The following is a 15,652-nucleotide window of genomic DNA, read 5'->3' on the forward strand; positions in this document are numbered from 1 at the left end:
ATTGCGGCGCCTGGACTGCCCGGCCTGACGCGCCGCCCTGAGAACCCCGTTCGCCGGCGTTGCCTGCCGGCCGGTGCCGCTCGGGTTTCCCCTGCGACACACACTATATCTAGTGCAGAACTGCTCAACAGGCACCAAGTATAGTGGACATTCCGGCGAGGTCCAAACGGAGAATTTGCGCCGGAGGTCTTGACATCGCGCACGGGCAGACGCGACAAGGCATTGATCCGAGAAAAGGGGTTTCCCGGTCAAAAAAACCCTGCGCTCACTGCTGCCGGAAAGGAAAGTATTCGGCGCCGAACCCGGCATCGCGCGCGAAGCGTTGCCAATCGAAATGCGGACCCGGGTCGGTCTTGCGGCCGGGCGCGACGTCGGAATGCCCGGCGAACGCGTCGACCGGATAACGCGCGGCGAGCGTGCGCGCGAGCACGACGAGCGTCGCGTATTGCGCATCGTCGAACGGTACGTCGTCCGCGCCTTCGAGCTCGATGCCGATCGAGAAGTCGTTGCAGCGCGGCCGGCCGAAAAACTCGGACGCACCGGCGTGCCACGCGCGCTCGTCGCACGACACGAACTGCACGAGCTCGCCGTCGCGGCGGATCAGGAAATGCGCGGAGACGCGCACGTCGCGCAGGTGACGCTGGTAGTACGGGTGCGCGTCGCAGTCGAGGCGGTTCAGGAACAGCGCCTCGATCGCGTCGCCGCCGAACTCGCCGGGCGGCAGGCTGATGTTGTGCACGATCACGAGCGACGGCACCGCGCCCGCGGGCCGCGCCTCGAAGTTCGGCGAGCGCGCGTGGCGCGCTTCGCGCACCCAGCCGGCCGCGTCGACCGACAGCCGCCGCGCGTCGGTCATCGCGCGCCGCCCGCGCGTGCGGCGTGACGTTGCGCGTGCTCGGTGCTGCAGAAGTATTCGCCGCTCGCCGCCGCGATCGCATCGCCCTTCGGCGCATGCACGCCGCACTCGGCACAGCGCACCATCGGCTCCGGCAGCGAGCGCGCATCGCCGTTCGGACGCGCGGCACCGGCGCCGTAGCCCGGCGCGCCGGACGCATCGGCGCCGCGGCCTGCGCGCGCCTGCTCCTGCGCGTGACGCAGCTTGCGCGCAAGCCACGAACCGGCGAAGAAGAGAAGAATCAGGAGAAGAATCTGTCGCATCGGAAACCTGCGGTCAAACGACGGAGCGGTGCAGCAGCACCTCGAAAACGAACCGGCTGCCGACATACGCGAGCAGCAGCGCGGCGAACGACACGAGCACCCAGCGCGCCGCGCCGCGCCCGCGCCAGCCGGACGTCTTGCGCGCGATCAGCAGGCCGCCGAACATCAGCCACGACAGAATCGCGAACACCGTCTTGTGATCGAGGCGCAGTGCGCGCGCATCGACCTGCTCGCTGAACAGGATGCCCGACGCGAGCGTCAGCGTGAGCAGCACGAAGCCGGCGCCGATCAGGCGGAACAGCAGCTTCTCGAGCGTGAGCAGCGGCGGCAGCGTTTCGAGCCAGCTCGCGATCCAGCCGGTCGAGCCGTCGCGCCCGCCGCTTCGCAGCGACTGCAGGCGCCGCTCGACCATCAGCATCAGCACCGCGTGCAGCGCCGCGATCGCGAACAGTCCGTACGCGATGTTCGCGATCAGGAAGTGCAGCTTGAACAGCGGTGCTGCGGCATAAGGCAGCACCCGCACGCCGCCGAACACGAGCGGCAGCAGCGATGCGCCGCAGGCGAGCGGCAGCACGAGCAGACGCAGGCTGTCGAGCGGGAAGAAGAAGCTCTCGATCCAGTAGATGCCGGCGCCGAGCCAGAACATCGCGGACAGCGCGAACGCGAAACCGAAGATCATCGCGTCGTGCGGGAAGATCGTCATGTGGAGCAGCACGCCGTGCGCGACGAGCGCGGCGAACAGCAGCGCGCGCCCGATGCCGCTCATCCCGGACGCGGCCGACGCCGGAACGGGCACGGCCGGCACGCTCGCGACGAGCGGCGACGCCGCGCCCTGCCGATGCGTGCGCCAGCCTGCGACGGCAAGGCCGCCGTACAGGAATGCGGTGAGGGCATACAGTACAATATCCATGTTCGAAGTTTACACTAGGCCCCCTTCCCGCGACGGCTCCGTTGTTCGATGACCGCCGCGCCTTCGGGCCCCACTGTCCATCGCTCCCCATGCTCGACAATCTCACTCAACGGATGGCGCGCGTCGTCAAGACGCTGCGCGGCGAAGCCCGGCTCACCGAGGCGAATACGCAGGAAATGCTCCGCGAAGTGCGTCTCGCGCTGCTCGAGGCCGACGTCGCGCTGCCGGTCGTCCGCGAATTCATCGCGAAGGTCAAGGAAAAGGCGCTCGGCGAGGAAGTGATCAGCAGCCTGTCGCCGGGCCAGGCGCTCGTCGGCGTCGTGCAGAAGGAGCTGACCGCCGTGATCGGCGGCGACTACGAAGGCAAGGCCGCCGAGCTGAACCTCGCAGTCTCGCCGCCTGCCGTGATCCTGATGGCCGGCCTGCAGGGCGCCGGCAAGACGACGACGGCCGGCAAGCTCGCGAAACTGCTGCGCGAGAAGTACAAGAAGAAGGTGCTGACCGTCTCGTGCGACGTCTATCGCCCGGCCGCGATCATGCAGCTGAAAACGGTGAGCGAACAGGTCGGCGCCGAATTCTTCCCGTCCACACCCGACCAGAAGCCGGTCGACATCGCGGTCGCGGCCGTCGACTGGGCGAAGCGCCACTATCACGACGTGCTGATCGTCGATACGGCCGGCCGGCTCGGTATCGACGAAGCGATGATGCAGGAAATCGCCGCGCTGCACGGCGTGCTGAAGCCCGCGGAAACGCTGTTCGTCGTCGACGCGATGCTCGGCCAGGACGCCGTCAACACCGCGAAGGCGTTCAACGACACGCTGCCGCTCACGGGCGTCGTGCTGACCAAACTCGACGGCGACTCGCGCGGCGGCGCCGCGCTGTCGGTGCGGCACGTGACGGGCAAGCCGATCAAGTTCGTCGGCGTCGCCGAGAAGCTCGACGGCCTCGAGGTGTTCCATCCCGACCGGATGGCGAACCGGATCCTCGGCATGGGCGACATCCTCGCGCTCGTCGAGGAAGCGCAGCGCGGCGTCGACGTGCAGGCCGCGCAGAAGCTCGCCGACAAGGTGAAGAAAGGCGGCGACTTCGACCTGAACGATTTCCGCGCGCAGATCTCGCAGATGAAGAACATGGGCGGGCTGTCGTCGCTGATGGACAAACTCCCCGCGCAGTTCCAGCAGGCCGCGGCCGGCGCCGACATGGGCCAGGCCGAGAAGCAGATCCGCCGGATGGAAGGGATCATCAACTCGATGACGCCGGCCGAGCGCGCGAAACCCGAAATCATCAAGGCGACGCGCAAGCGCCGCATTGCAGCCGGCGCGGGCGTGCCGGTGCAGGAAGTCAACCGGATGCTGAACCAGTACGATCAGATGCGTACGATGATGAAGAAGCTGAAGGGCGGCAACATGCAGAAGATGATGCGCGGCCTGAAGGGCATGATGCCCGGCCTGCGCTGATTCCGTCCGCCGGCCGGCGCGCGGGTTTTTGCCGTAGCGCGCACCGGCCGTTGTGCTTCACTCTTATTTGTATACCGACTGTCCGCCAGAACACATGAACCGCGAAGAAGCCCTCCACATTTTCGAACACTCCGAAGAGATCGTCTCGGCGGACGCCGTCAACGCATCGATCGTCCGGATGGCCGATGCGATCCGCGCCGAGATCGGCGACGCGTTCCCGCTCGTTCTGTCGGTGATGGGCGGCGCGGCGGTGTTTACCGGGATGCTGCTGCCGCATCTCGATTTCCCGCTCGAATTCGACTACATCCACCTGACGCGCTACCGCAACACGACGCAGGGCAGCCCGGAGATGCACTGGCGTGTCGCGCCGCGCGAGTCGGTGAAAGACCGCATCGTGCTCGTTCTCGACGATATCCTCGACGAAGGCGAGACGATGGCCGCGATCCGCGACCGCATCCTCGACATGGGCGCGAAGCGCTTCATGTCGGCCGTGCTGTGCGAGAAGACGCTCGCGAAGGCGAAGCCGCTGCATCCCGACTTCTGCGGTTTCTCGGTGCCGGACCGCTACGTGTTCGGCTGCGGGATGGACGCGAAGGGCTACTGGCGCAACCTGCCGACGATCCGCGCGCTGACCGCGAACGTCTGAGCGCACGCCGGCTTCGCCGTCGCCAAACGGAAAGCGGCGCCCGGGTTCATTGCCCGGAGCGCCGCTTTTTTTGTCGTTACGCGCGAAACGCGCGTCAGGTCTGCAACTGGTGGACGAACGCGCGGATGCCGGCGAGCAGCATCTCGACCGAGATCGCGACGAGCACGAGGCCCATCAGCCGCTCGAACGCGGCGACCGTGCGCTCGCCGAGCCATTGCTGGATCCGTTCGGCCAGCACCAGCGTGATCGCGCACAGGATCATCGTGACGGTCAGCGCACCGACCCATTCGAACATCTTGCCGGGCGCCTGCGACGTCAGCAGCATCACCGTCGCGAGCGCGGACGGCCCCGCGAGCGCGGGGATCGCGAGCGGCACGATGAACGGCTCGCCGCCCGCCCGCGGATCGCTGCCGAGCGCGCCGTCCGGATGCGGAAAGATCATCCGAAGCGCGATCAGGAACAGCACGATCCCGCCGCCGAGGCGCAGCGACAGGTCGGTCAGGCTCATCATCCGCAGGAAGCGATCGCCGACCACCATGAAGAACAGCAGGATCACGAACGCGATCCCCACCTCGCGCAGGATCAGCTTGACGCGCCGCTCGCGCGGCACGTCGCGCATCGCCGAAATGAACAGCGGGATATTGCCGAGCGGATCGGTGATCAGCACGAGAAGCACGGTAGCCGACAGGAAGGTGTACTCCACCGCGTTCCCCGTCCGATCCGCTTAGTGCGCGAGTGCCGCGCGGACCTTCTCCGCGACCGTCGCCGCGGCCTCGCCGGCCGGCAGCAGCGTCGCTTCGGTGTCGCGGCGGCCCTGGTACTCGATCTTGCCGTCCTTCAGCCCGCGCTCGCCGATCACGAGGCGGTGCGGCACGCCGATCAGTTCCCAGTCGGCGAACATCACGCCCGGACGCTCGCCGCGATCGTCGAGGATCACGTCGATGCCGGCCGCCGTCAGTTCCGCGTACAGCTTGTCGGCCGCTTCGCGCACCGCGTCGCTGCGGTCGTAGCCCATCGGGCACAGCACGACTTCGAACGGGGCGATCGACTCCGGCCAGATGATGCCCTTGTCGTCGAAGTTCTGTTCGATCGCCGCGCCGAGAATACGCGTGACGCCGATCCCGTAGCAGCCCATCAGCATCGGCTGCGGCTTGCCCGATTCGTCGAGGAACGTCGCGCCCATCGCTTCCGAGTACTTGGTGCCGAGCTGGAACACGTGGCCGACCTCGATGCCACGGCAGATGTCGATCGCGCCCTTGCCGTCCGGCGACGGATCGCCCTTCTTCACGTTGCGCACATCGGCGACCTCGGGCTCCGGCAGATCGCGGCCCCAGTTCACGCCGGCGATGTGATAGTCGACCTCGTTCGCGCCGACGACGAAATCGCTCATGTTCGCGACCGTGCGATCGGCGATTACCTTCACCGGCTTCTTCGTGCCGATCGGGCCGAGATAGCCCGGCGGCGTGCCGAACCACTCGACGATTTCCTGCTCGGTCGCGAAGCGGTGGTTCTTCAGCCCCGGCAGCTTCGATACCTTGATCTCGTTCAGATCGTGATCGCCGCGCAGCATCACGAGCCAGATGGTCGGCTCGGCGCCTTCGTTGTCGGTGGCGAGCACGATCGACTTGATCGTGCGCTCGAGCGGGATGTTCAGCAGCTCGGCGACGGCCTCGCACTTCGCCTTGCCCGGCGTCGCGACCTTCGTCAGCGCTTCGGCGGGCGCGGCGCGCTCCGCGATCAGCGGCAGCGCTTCGGCCGCCTCGACGTTCGCCGCGAACTCGGAGCTCGGGCAGTAGGCGATCGCGTCCTCGCCGGTATCGGCGATCACGTGGAACTCGTGCGAGAAGTTGCCGCCGATCGAGCCGCTGTCGGCCGCGACCGCGCGGAATTCGAGGCCGAGGCGCGTGAAGATGCGCACGTACGCGTCATACATCTTGCGATACGACTCGCGCAGGCCTTCCGCGTCCTTGTCGAACGAGTACGCGTCTTTCATGATGAATTCGCGGCCGCGCATCACGCCGAAACGCGGACGGATCTCGTCCCGGAACTTCGTCTGGATCTGATAGAAGTTCACCGGCATCTGCCGGTAGCTCTTGATCTGATTGCGCGCGATGTCGGTGACGACTTCCTCGTGCGTCGGCCCGATCACGAAGTCGTTGTCCTTGCGGTCCTTGAAGCGCAGCAGTTCGGGGCCGTACTGCTCCCAGCGCCCCGACTCCTGCCACAGTTCGGCCGGCTGCACGGCCGGCATCAGCAGTTCGACTGCGCCCGCCCGGTTCATTTCCTCGCGCACGATCGCCTCGACCTTGCGAATCGAGCGCAGACCGATCGGCAGATAGTTGTAGATGCCGCCGGCGACGCGACGGATCATGCCGGCGCGCACCATCAGCTTGTGACTGACGATCTCTGCGTCGGCCGGTGCTTCTTTGAGGGTGCCGATAAAGAAACGGGAAGCTTTCATGCGGACGGTTCCAAAAACGGCGCCCCCAGGCAGGGCGCCCGAAAAAGATTCAAGGTGAAAAAGCTGCGCGCGACGAACGACGATGGCGCAGATGACGTAGCAGACAAATCAGGGACAATTCAGCCGGCGCGCCTCGCGCGGATTCGCTCCGTCACGGTGCGCAGCGCCCGTTATCTGTTTATAATCAAAGCAATTTTAAAGGATTCGAAGGTGGTTGTATGCTGGATCGTGAAGGCTTTCGCCCGAACGTCGGCATCATCCTCTTGAACGCGCGCAACGAGGTGTTTTGGGGCAAACGGCTCCGCGAGCACTCCTGGCAGTTTCCTCAAGGCGGGATCAAGTACGGCGAGACCCCCATGCAGGCGATGTACCGGGAACTGCACGAGGAAACGGGCCTGCTGCCGGAACACGTCAAGATAATCGGCCGCACTCGCGACTGGTTGCGTTACGAGGTGCCTGACAAGTTCATCAAACGCGAAGTACGCGGTCATTACCGCGGCCAGAAACAGATCTGGTTCCTGCTGCGGATGCTCGGACGCGACTGCGACATTTGCTTGCGCGCGACCGATCACCCGGAGTTCGATGCGTGGCGGTGGAACGAGTACTGGGTGCCGCTCGATGCGGTAATCGAGTTCAAGCGGGATGTCTATCAGTTGGCGCTGACGGAACTGTCGCGCTTCCTGCGCCGCCCGGCGCAGCGAGCCGACAAGCCCCGTGGGCCGCGTCTGCCGCGCTATCCGCGCGTGATCGCCGCGCAACCCACCGAGACGCTGACGATTGTCGACACATCGGTCGTCTGTTCCGAGGTCGAAGTGGAGGCGAGCACGCTCGACGAGATGCCGCCCCGCGTGATCGTCGGCAAATGACGAGTCGGACTGCATGACCGGGCGCGACCTTGGTGTCGCGCCCTTTTTTTACGAGGAATGCATATTGAAAGCGATTGCTCTCGTGCTCGCGTCGATCGCCGCAGCCGCCGCACTGGCCGGCTGCGCGAATTCGAAAACGCCGACCAACAAGGACGACAGCGCGTTCGTGTATCTGCTGGACCGCCAGGGGAACTGGAAGGAAAACCCGGTCGACACGCTGCCGGCGCTCCCGCAAGCGGCCGACCTGCTGCCGTTCAACGTGTCGCAGAACACACCGCTGAAGTTCTTCGTCGACGCGAAATCGCTGACGGTCGGCAGCGACGGCGTCGTGCGTTACACGGTCGTCGTCACGAGCCCGGCCGGCGCGCGCAACGTGAATTACGAAGGGATCCGCTGCGATACGTACGAATGGCGCCAGTACGCGGGGCTGAATTCGGACCACGACGGCTGGGACCGCACGGTCGAGAACGACTGGCGGCGCATCGAGAACGGCGAGCTGAACGCGTATCACGCGGCGCTCTATCAGGACTACCTGTGCGCGAACAAGATGCCGCAAGGCTCCGCGCAGCAGATCGTCGAGAACATCCGCTTTCATCGCACCGCGATGAGCCAGCTGCGCTGATCGTACGCGGCCCCGGCAGTGTCGGCGGCATTCGGCAAAAAGCCCGCATCGAGCGGTAATGCCGTTCAGTTAAGCAACTGAACGGCATTTTTGTTTTGGGGAAGGAGTGGTTGTAAACGCTGCTCTGAGATGTTAACTTTTGGCGCGATGCTGACCGACCACCTGACCTTCATGCTCGATGCCGAACCTACCGACCTGAGCCGGTTGGCGGAGCATCTTCCCCATGCATGGATCGAACAGGCCATCGAAGCGACAGGCACGGCGAGCATTCGTCGCCGTCGCTTGCCGGCTGAACAGGTGGTCTGGCTGGTGATCGCGCTGGCGATCTATCGTCATTGGTCAGTCAGCGAAGTGGTGGACAGTCTGGAACTGGTGCTGCCCAACGAGACCACGTTCGTCAGCAAGAGCGCCGTCACCCAGGCCCGGCAGCGCTTAGGCCACGCCCCGATAGCTTGGCTGTTCGAGCAAACCGCGCAAGCATGGTGCAAGCAGGATGGTGCGCGCCATGCCTTCAAAGGGCTTAGCTTGTGGGCCATGGATGGCACCACGCTACGCACGCCGGACAGTGCCGCGAATCGGGAGCATTTCGGGTCCCAAAGCTACGCGAGCGGCAAGGTGGCCAGCTACCCGCAGGTGCGGGCCGTCACGCTGACCTCGATCCCGACGCATCTGGTAGCAAACATTGCGTTTGGCCGCTACGACACCAACGAGATGATCTACGCCAAGAATCTGCTGGCGCAGATTCCCGACCATTCGCTCACGGTCTTCGACAAAGGCTTCCTGGCAGCCGAGATCCTGTGCGGCCTGAGCTCGGGCGAACGCAATCGCCACTTCCTGATTCCGGCAAAGTCCAATACGCGTTGGGAGGTACTGTCGGGCAAACCGGACGATGCATTGGTGCGCATGCGCGTCTCGCCTCAGGCTCGGCAGAAATGCCCCGATCTGCCGGAGTGGTGGACGGCGCGTGCAGTGCGCATTCAAGATGCACAGGGGCGGGAACGTGTACTACTGACGTCGTTGACCGATCGGCGCCGCTTCAAGTTGGCCGATCTGGTTGCTTGCTACGAGCGGCGCTGGCAGATCGAGACCAGCTATCGCGAACTGAAGCAGTCCATGCTCGGTAGCGAACTGACCCTACGTAGCCGAACCGTCGACGGCATCTACCAAGAGATCTGGGGTGCGCTGATCGCTTACAACCTGATTCGCCGCGAAATGGCTTGCGCCGCCTTCGAGGCCAAGTGCGAACCGACCGAACTGAGCTTCGTTCGCTCGTTCCATCTCATCCAGCACGAGATGATGTGGGCTGCACGCACGCCTGCCTTCGCCAAGCTGCCCGCCGTGCTCAAGCGACTTCGCGAACACCTCAAGCTGCTCATCAATGTAAAACGGCCTGATCGCAAATGCGATCGGGCCGTCAAGTCCCGTCCTGCTCGTTATGCCGTCCGGTTCCTCAGAAAGAACCTTAACTGAACGGCATTACGCATCGAGCGGGCTTTTTCATTTCGGCCGCGATAACGCATGGCGCGACTGCCCGCGCTGCGTTCAGACGAGCACCAGATTGTCGCGATGGATCAGCTCGGGCTCGAGCATGTAGCCGAGCACGCTTTCGATTTCGCCGCTCGGCTTGCGGTGGATCAGCTTGGTCTCGGCGCTGCTGTAGTTCGTCAGGCCGCGCGCGACTTCGCGCCCGTCCGGGCCGACGCATGCGATGACCTCGCCGCGCGCGAACGCGCCCTGCACGTCCGTCACGCCGATCGGCAGCAGGCTCTTGCCGCCGGCCGTCAGCTTCTCGACCGCGCCGGCGTCGATCACGACGTGCCCGCGCACCTGCAGGTGGTCGGCCATCCATTGCTTGCGCGCGGCCATCCGCGCCGTGCGCGCGATCAGCTGCGTGCCGATCGCCTCGCCACCGGCCAGACGCACGAGCACGTCCGGCTCGCGGCCGCTCGCGATCACCGTGTTGGCGCCGCTGTGCGCCGCGCGCTTCGCCGCGAGAATCTTCGTCAGCATGCCGCCGCGGCCGAGGCTCGAGCCGGCGCCGCCCGCCATCGCCTCGAGCTCCGGCGCGCCCGCATTCGCCTCGGCGACGAGCGTCGCCGCCGGATCCTTGCGCGGATCCGCAGTGAACAGCCCCGACTGGTCGGTCAGGATGATCAGCGCGTCGCCTTCGATCAGGTTCGCGACGAGCGCGCCCAGCGTATCGTTGTCGCCGAACTTGATTTCGTCGGTGACGACCGTGTCGTTCTCGTTGATGATCGGCACCACGCCGAGACGCAGCAGCGTCAGCAGCGTCGAACGTGCGTTCAGGTAGCGCTCGCGATCGGCGAGATCCGCATGCGTGAGCAGGATCTGCGCCGTGCGAATCCCGTGCTCGGTGAAGCGGCTCTCATAGACCTGCGCAAGCCCCATCTGGCCGACCGCGGCCGCGGCCTGTAGCTCGTCGATCTCGCGCGGCCGCTTGCTCCAGCCGAGCCGCTGCATGCCTTCGGCAATCGCGCCCGAACTGACGAGCACGACTTCCTTGCCCTGCGCGCGCAGCGCTGCGATCTGCGCAGCCCAGCGGCCGATTGCCGCATGATCGAGCCCCTTGCCGTCGTTCGTCACGAGGCTGGAGCCTACTTTCACTACCAATCGCTTCGAATCCGCGATGATCGAACGCATCGTGCGCTGTCTCCTGTATCTGATGCCTGCCCGGCCGGGCGCGATTCAATTCCGGCGCCGGACCGACGCAGACCGGCGCGTGACGGGTACGCTCAGGCGTCGTCGCCCGGCGCAGCATTGGCGGCCGGCGGCGCATCGCGGAAGCGCACGTCTGCCGCCAGATCTTCCGCCTCGGCCGCGCGATGCGCGTCCGAATGCTCGGCCAGATAATCGTAGATCGCGTAGCACAGCGCTTCGCAGCCCTGCCCCGTCAAAGCGGAAATCTCGAACACGGGGCCGTGCCAGTCGAAGCGCTCGAGAAAATCGGCGACGCGTGCCGCACGCTCGTCCTCGGGCACCATGTCGAGCTTGTTCAGCACGAGCCAGCGCGGCTTCTCGTAGAGCGCCTCGTCGTACTTGCGCAGCTCGCCGACGATCGCCGTCGCTTCGGCGACCGGATCGACGCCTTCGTCGAACGGCGCGATGTCGACGAGATGCAGCAGCAGACCGGTGCGCTGCAGGTGCCGCAGGAACTGATGGCCGAGGCCCGCGCCTTCGGCCGCGCCCTCGATCAGCCCCGGGATGTCGGCGATCACGAAGCTCTTGCTCGGGCCCACGCGCACGACGCCGAGATTCGGCGCGAGCGTCGTAAACGGGTAATCGGCGATCTTCGGCTTCGCGTTCGACACCGAGGAGATGAACGTCGACTTGCCCGCATTCGGCATGCCGAGCAGGCCGACGTCGGCGAGCACCTTCAGCTCGAGCTTCAGCATGCGCCGCTCGCCCGGTTTGCCGTCGGTCTTCTGCCGCGGCGCGCGGTTCGTGCTCGACTTGAAATGCAGGTTGCCGAGGCCGCCGGCGCCGCCTTTCGCGAGCAGCACCTGCTGGTCGTGCTCCGTCAGATCGGCGATCAGCTCGCCGGTGTCCATGTCGGTGATCACCGTGCCGACCGGCATGCGCAGCGTGATGTCGTCGCCGCCCTTGCCGTAGCAATCGGAGCCGCGGCCGTTTTCGCCGTTGCGCGCCAGGTGCTTCTTCGCGTATCGGTAGTCGATCAGCGTGTTGATGTTGCGGTCGGCGATTGCGTAGACGCTGCCGCCCCGGCCGCCGTCGCCGCCGTCCGGCCCGCCGAACGGAACGAATTTTTCGCGGCGCATCGACGCGCTGCCATCGCCTCCATCGCCGGCAATGACTTCGATTCGCGCTTCGTCAATGAACTTCATTCGTTACTCCGCCCAGTATTTCCGCTATTGTGCCGCGCGCCGGCGCGCTTGAACAATCGGCCGTTCGGCCAATCGTACGCCGGTTTTTGCGACGGCCGCCTACGCGCACCTGCGCGCGGCGGCCAATAAAAAAGGCCCCGCGAAGACTGCGGGGCCTTTCGGCTACGAAGCCCGTGATGCCTGAACTCAGGCAGCTGCCGGGACGACGATGACCGTATGCTTCTTGTCCGCGCCCTTCGTCGCGAACTTCACGTGACCGTCGACCAGCGCGAACAGGGTGTGATCCTTGCCCATGCCGACGTTCTCGCCTGCGTGCATGCGCGTGCCGCGCTGACGCACGATGATGCCGCCGGCGTTGATCGCCTGGCCGCCATACACTTTCACGCCGAGACGTTTCGACTCGGAGTCGCGGCCGTTACGGGACGAGCCGCCTGCCTTTTTGTGTGCCATCTGATTGCTCCTTTACCGAGGCGCTTACGCGTTGATCGCGTCGATGCGCAGCTCAGTGTAGTTCTGGCGGTGGCCGCCGTGCTTTTGGTAGTGCTTCCGGCGACGCATCTTGAAGATGGTGACCTTGGCGTGACGACCGTGCGACACGACGGTGGCCTTGACGGAAGCCCCACTGACCAGCGGCGTACCGAACTTAATCGATTCGCCTTCGCCCACTGCGAGAACCTGGTCGAGCGTGATTTCAGCGTCAATGTCAGCCGGTATCTGTTCTACTTTCAGTTTTTCGCCAACGGCAACCTTGTACTGCTTGCCGCCGGTTTTTATGACCGCGTACATTGAGAACCTCACTCTGGATCCATTTTTCCGCACACCACGCGCGGAAAAGGCGTGATTATACAGAGAGTTAGCATCGACGTCAAAGCCGATTGACGATTGCCGCGCGCGGGCCTCGGCCGGACGGCCAAAATCGCGGGCGCGCAACGTGCGACAGACCGGAATATTGCCGATTCGCCTTATAATCCGCGGCATCACCCAATTCCATCATCATGTCGTCGTCCACCGCCTCCCCCTCCCTCAGCGCCGCCCACCTGCTCGCCCCGATCGCCAGCGACATGGAGCAGGTGAATCGCGTTATCCGGCAAAGCCTCGCGTCCGACGTGCTGCTGATCAACCAGATCGCCGAGTACATCATCGGCGCGGGCGGCAAGCGGCTGCGCCCGGCACTGCTGCTGCTCGTGGCCGGCGCGCTCGGCGAAACGTCGCATCAGCGGCACGTGCTGGCCGCCGTCGTCGAGTTCATCCACACGGCGACGCTGCTGCACGACGACGTCGTCGACGAATCGGAGCTGCGACGCGGCCGCGAGACGGCCAACGCGCTGTTCGGCAATGCGGCGAGCGTGCTGGTGGGCGACTACCTCTATTCGCGCTCGTTCGAGATGATGGTCGGCGTCGGCAAGATGCGCGTGATGGAGATCCTGTCCGAGGCGACGACGATCATTTCCGAAGGCGAAGTGCTGCAGCTTCTGAACATGCACGATGCGGACGTCGACGAAACGCGCTACATGCAGGTGATCCGCTACAAGACGGCCAAGCTGTTCGAAGCGTCGGCGCGTCTGGGCGCAGTGCTCGCTGGCGCCGACGCACCGACGGAGGCCGCGGCCGCCGAATACGGCCGGCGGATCGGCACCGCGTTCCAGATCATGGACGACTGGCTCGATTACGCGGGCACGGCCGAAGCAATGGGCAAGAACGCCGGCGACGATCTGCGCGAAGGCAAGCCGACGCTGCCGCTGATCTATCTGATCGAGCGCGGTACGCCCGAGCAGGCGGCGCTCGCGCGCGAAGCGATCGAACAGGGCGGCACCGATCGGTTCGACACCATTTTCGATGCGATCACGCGCTCGGGCGCGCTCGATCACACGCTCGAATGCGCACGCCAGGAAGCGCTGGCGGCCGCAGCGGCGATTACCGCGTTTCCCGATTCGACATACAAGGAAAGCCTGCTCGCGCTGTGCTCGTATTCGACGTCGCGGCAGTCGTAAGGGCGCGGCAGTAGGCGCGGCGGCAGGACGCCATGGCCGCGCCGATCAGACGCTTCGAAAATTTTCTTTCCCAAGGTATTCCATTTTCGAAAAAGCGCTGATATAGTTATGTTCTTGCTCGACGACGCAGCTGTCTTGAAGAAGACGGCGAAATCGGAAGAGTCCAAATCGGGGTGTAGCTTAGCCTGGTAGAGCGCTACGTTCGGGACGTAGAGGCCGGAGGTTCGAATCCTCTCACCCCGACCAGATTTGTAAAAACCGTGCACCACGTGCACGGTTTTTTTTCGTCCGTACGCGCGGCGCCCTCGCCGCATCGGTACGGCCGCCTCTGCTATATTCGCTCCATCCCTGTCCTTCACAGCCTCTTCCACGCGTGGACCAAATTCCCTTATGGGCGCAAATCGGCGCCGTCTTTCTGCTTCTCCTCTGTTCCAGCTTCTTTTCCATCTCCGAAACCGCCATGATGGCGCTCAACCGCCATCGGCTGAAGCATCTCGTCGGCCAGGGCGCGCTTGGCGCGAAAGCGACGCAAGGCCTGCTCACGCGCACCGATCTGCTGCTCAGCGTGATCCTGATCGGCAACAACCTGTTCAACACGATCATCCCGGTCCTCACGACGTCGATCGCGCTTCATACCTTCGGCCGTAACAATCTCGCGCTGTCGATCGCGACCGGCATCGTCGCGTTCCTGATCATCGTGTTCGCGGAGATCGCGCCGAAGATCGTCGGCGCGACCTTCCCGGAGCGCATCGCGCTGCCCGCGAGCCTCGTGATCGCGCCGCTGATGCGCGTGTTCAAGCCGGTCGTCTGGTTCGTCAACGCGCTCGCGAACGGTGTGCTGTGGGCGCTGCGCATCAATACGAAGAAAGGTCGCGATCAGCGGATGTCGGCCGACGAACTGCGTGCGATCGTGCTCGAATCGAGCAGCTTCATGCCGACCAAGCACCGCAGCATCCTGCTCAACCTGTTCGATCTCGAAAACATCACCGTCGACGACGTGATGGTGCCGCGCCGCCAGATCGAGTCGCTCAACTTCCATGCGCCGCTCGACGACATCCTGCATCAGCTCGAGACCTGCTATCACAACCGGCTGGTCGTCTACGAGGGCGATATCGACAAGGTGCTCGGCGTGCTGCACGTACGCAAGACGCTGACCGCGCTGCACAACCAGGATTTCGATCGCGAAACGCTGCGCGAACTGCTCGCGGAACCGTATTACGTGCCGTCGGGTACGCCGGTCGTCCAGCAGCTGCAGTATTTCCAGGAAAGCCGGCAGCGCACCGCGCTCGTCGTCAATGAATACGGCGAACTCGAAGGCCTCGTCACGCCCGAAGACATCATCGAGGAACTGATCGGCGAGTTCACGACGTCGATGCCGCGCAGCGAGCGCGCGGGCGGCTGGGATGAAAACGGCGAATGCATCGTCGCGGCCAGCATGCCGCTGCGCGAGCTGAATCGCTGGCTGCATCTGAAGCTACCGACCGACGGCCCGAAGACGCTCAACGGCCTGATTCTCGAAATCCTCGAGGAAATTCCGGAAGACGACGTCTGCCTGAAGATCGGCGACGTGATGCTCGAAGTGATGCGCAGCGACGATCAGGCGGTGCGCACGGTGAAGCTGTTCCGGCCGCGCGGTGCCGGATCGCGCGCGAAGGGCGGCGCCCGTCGCTAGCGCATT

General features: G+C 64.9%; 16 protein-coding genes and 1 tRNA gene. 8 read left to right on the forward strand and 9 right to left on the reverse strand.

What is annotated here, in order from left to right:
• Nucleotides 1-265: 265 nt before the first annotated feature.
• Genes ampD through BCR55_RS04980 form a run of 3 tightly spaced genes read right to left on the reverse strand, consistent with a single transcriptional unit; the run spans nt 266 to nt 2,068 of the window.
• Nucleotides 266-856, reverse strand: coding sequence for a 1,6-anhydro-N-acetylmuramyl-L-alanine amidase AmpD (ampD, locus tag BCR55_RS04970; protein ID WP_059936940.1), 591 nt, complete (start codon nt 854-856; stop codon nt 266-268).
• A complete protein-coding gene (locus BCR55_RS04975; RefSeq protein ID WP_006400408.1) occupies nt 853-1,158 on the reverse strand; it encodes a PP0621 family protein in 306 nt (101 codons plus the stop codon). The genes ampD and BCR55_RS04975 overlap by 4 nt, the downstream gene beginning before the upstream one ends.
• 13 nt (nt 1,159-1,171) lie before the next feature.
• Nucleotides 1,172-2,068: an inner membrane protein YpjD gene (locus tag BCR55_RS04980; protein WP_006407620.1), complete on the reverse strand. Its 897-nt coding sequence runs from the start codon at nt 2,066-2,068 to the stop codon at nt 1,172-1,174.
• Between the two features lie 89 nt (nt 2,069-2,157).
• On the opposite strand from BCR55_RS04980, the gene ffh reads away from it, so the two are divergent.
• Together ffh and BCR55_RS04990 are read left to right on the forward strand one after the other, a co-directional pair.
• A complete protein-coding gene (gene ffh, locus BCR55_RS04985; RefSeq protein ID WP_065494265.1) occupies nt 2,158-3,525 on the forward strand; it encodes a signal recognition particle protein in 1,368 nt (455 codons plus the stop codon).
• A gap of 94 nt (nt 3,526-3,619) precedes the next feature.
• Nucleotides 3,620-4,171, forward strand: a complete 552-nt coding sequence (locus BCR55_RS04990; RefSeq protein WP_006400411.1) for a hypoxanthine-guanine phosphoribosyltransferase — start codon at nt 3,620-3,622, stop codon at nt 4,169-4,171.
• A gap of 94 nt (nt 4,172-4,265) precedes the next feature.
• Here BCR55_RS04990 and BCR55_RS04995 read toward each other — a convergent pair whose 3' ends face one another.
• Both BCR55_RS04995 and BCR55_RS05000 read right to left on the reverse strand, forming a co-directional pair.
• Nucleotides 4,266-4,874, reverse strand: coding sequence for a MarC family protein (locus BCR55_RS04995; RefSeq protein WP_006400412.1), 609 nt, complete (start codon nt 4,872-4,874; stop codon nt 4,266-4,268).
• Between the two features lie 21 nt (nt 4,875-4,895).
• Complete coding sequence (locus tag BCR55_RS05000; RefSeq protein WP_006400413.1) at nt 4,896-6,632, reverse strand: proline--tRNA ligase; 1,737 nt, start codon at nt 6,630-6,632, stop codon at nt 4,896-4,898.
• Between the two features lie 218 nt (nt 6,633-6,850).
• Between BCR55_RS05000 and BCR55_RS05005 the strand changes: the two genes are divergently transcribed.
• The 3 genes from BCR55_RS05005 to BCR55_RS05015 all read left to right on the forward strand — a co-directional run bounded on the left by BCR55_RS05005 (nt 6,851) and on the right by BCR55_RS05015 (nt 9,590).
• Nucleotides 6,851-7,498 (forward strand): RNA pyrophosphohydrolase, encoded by a 648-nt coding sequence (locus BCR55_RS05005; RefSeq protein WP_006400415.1) that lies wholly within the window; start codon nt 6,851-6,853, stop codon nt 7,496-7,498.
• A 13-nt stretch (nt 7,499-7,511) separates the two neighbouring features.
• Entirely contained in the window at nt 7,512-8,120 is a 609-nt protein-coding gene (locus BCR55_RS05010; protein ID WP_065494266.1) for a CNP1-like family protein, read from the forward strand.
• 147 nt (nt 8,121-8,267) lie between these two features.
• On the forward strand, nt 8,268-9,590 hold the full coding sequence (locus BCR55_RS05015) for an IS4 family transposase (RefSeq protein WP_065494898.1): 1,323 nt from the start codon (nt 8,268-8,270) through the stop codon (nt 9,588-9,590).
• 72 nt (nt 9,591-9,662) lie between these two features.
• Here BCR55_RS05015 and proB read toward each other — a convergent pair whose 3' ends face one another.
• The 4 genes from proB to rplU form a co-directional block, all read right to left on the reverse strand.
• A complete protein-coding gene (gene proB, locus BCR55_RS05020; protein ID WP_006400417.1) occupies nt 9,663-10,781 on the reverse strand; it encodes a glutamate 5-kinase in 1,119 nt (372 codons plus the stop codon).
• A 92-nt stretch (nt 10,782-10,873) separates the two neighbouring features.
• Complete coding sequence (gene cgtA / locus BCR55_RS05025) at nt 10,874-11,983, reverse strand: Obg family GTPase CgtA (RefSeq protein WP_006400418.1); 1,110 nt, start codon at nt 11,981-11,983, stop codon at nt 10,874-10,876.
• A gap of 186 nt (nt 11,984-12,169) precedes the next feature.
• On the reverse strand, nt 12,170-12,433 hold the full coding sequence (rpmA, locus tag BCR55_RS05030) for a 50S ribosomal protein L27 (protein ID WP_006400419.1): 264 nt from the start codon (nt 12,431-12,433) through the stop codon (nt 12,170-12,172).
• A gap of 24 nt (nt 12,434-12,457) precedes the next feature.
• Nucleotides 12,458-12,769, reverse strand: a complete 312-nt coding sequence (rplU, locus tag BCR55_RS05035; protein WP_006025184.1) for a 50S ribosomal protein L21 — start codon at nt 12,767-12,769, stop codon at nt 12,458-12,460.
• A 209-nt stretch (nt 12,770-12,978) separates the two neighbouring features.
• Here rplU and BCR55_RS05040 point away from each other — a divergent pair, with 209 nt between their 5' ends.
• The 3 genes from BCR55_RS05040 (at nt 12,979) to BCR55_RS05050 (ending at nt 15,646) form a co-directional block, all read left to right on the forward strand.
• Nucleotides 12,979-13,974: a polyprenyl synthetase family protein gene (locus tag BCR55_RS05040; RefSeq protein ID WP_006400420.1), complete on the forward strand. Its 996-nt coding sequence runs from the start codon at nt 12,979-12,981 to the stop codon at nt 13,972-13,974.
• A gap of 169 nt (nt 13,975-14,143) precedes the next feature.
• Nucleotides 14,144-14,220: transfer RNA gene (locus tag BCR55_RS05045), tRNA-Pro, on the forward strand.
• Between the two features lie 127 nt (nt 14,221-14,347).
• Nucleotides 14,348-15,646 (forward strand): HlyC/CorC family transporter, encoded by a 1,299-nt coding sequence (locus tag BCR55_RS05050; RefSeq protein WP_053297660.1) that lies wholly within the window; start codon nt 14,348-14,350, stop codon nt 15,644-15,646.
• The last annotated feature ends 6 nt before the right edge of the window (nt 15,647-15,652 follow it).

It is taken from the genome of Burkholderia sp. CCA53, assembly GCF_001685525.1.
Classification (GTDB): Bacteria; Pseudomonadota; Gammaproteobacteria; order Burkholderiales; family Burkholderiaceae; genus Burkholderia; species Burkholderia multivorans.

Coding starts and splice junctions, on each gene's coding strand:
- ampD (WP_059936940.1), bottom strand. CDS start 856: ATGACCGACGCGCGGCGGCTGTCGGTCGACGCGGCCGGCTGGGTGCGC.
- BCR55_RS04975 (WP_006400408.1), bottom strand. CDS start 1,158: ATGCGACAGATTCTTCTCCTGATTCTTCTCTTCTTCGCCGGTTCGTGG.
- BCR55_RS04980 (WP_006407620.1), bottom strand. CDS start 2,068: ATGGATATTGTACTGTATGCCCTCACCGCATTCCTGTACGGCGGCCTT.
- ffh (WP_065494265.1), top strand. CDS start 2,158: ATGCTCGACAATCTCACTCAACGGATGGCGCGCGTCGTCAAGACGCTG.
- BCR55_RS04990 (WP_006400411.1), top strand. CDS start 3,620: ATGAACCGCGAAGAAGCCCTCCACATTTTCGAACACTCCGAAGAGATC.
- BCR55_RS05000 (WP_006400413.1), bottom strand. CDS start 6,632: ATGAAAGCTTCCCGTTTCTTTATCGGCACCCTCAAAGAAGCACCGGCC.
- BCR55_RS05005 (WP_006400415.1), top strand. CDS start 6,851: ATGCTGGATCGTGAAGGCTTTCGCCCGAACGTCGGCATCATCCTCTTG.
- BCR55_RS05010 (WP_065494266.1), top strand. CDS start 7,512: ATGACCGGGCGCGACCTTGGTGTCGCGCCCTTTTTTTACGAGGAATGC.
- BCR55_RS05015 (WP_065494898.1), top strand. CDS start 8,268: ATGCTGACCGACCACCTGACCTTCATGCTCGATGCCGAACCTACCGAC.
- proB (WP_006400417.1), bottom strand. CDS start 10,781: ATGCGTTCGATCATCGCGGATTCGAAGCGATTGGTAGTGAAAGTAGGC.
- cgtA (WP_006400418.1), bottom strand. CDS start 11,983: ATGAAGTTCATTGACGAAGCGCGAATCGAAGTCATTGCCGGCGATGGA.
- rpmA (WP_006400419.1), bottom strand. CDS start 12,433: ATGGCACACAAAAAGGCAGGCGGCTCGTCCCGTAACGGCCGCGACTCC.
- rplU (WP_006025184.1), bottom strand. CDS start 12,769: ATGTACGCGGTCATAAAAACCGGCGGCAAGCAGTACAAGGTTGCCGTT.
- BCR55_RS05040 (WP_006400420.1), top strand. CDS start 12,979: ATGTCGTCGTCCACCGCCTCCCCCTCCCTCAGCGCCGCCCACCTGCTC.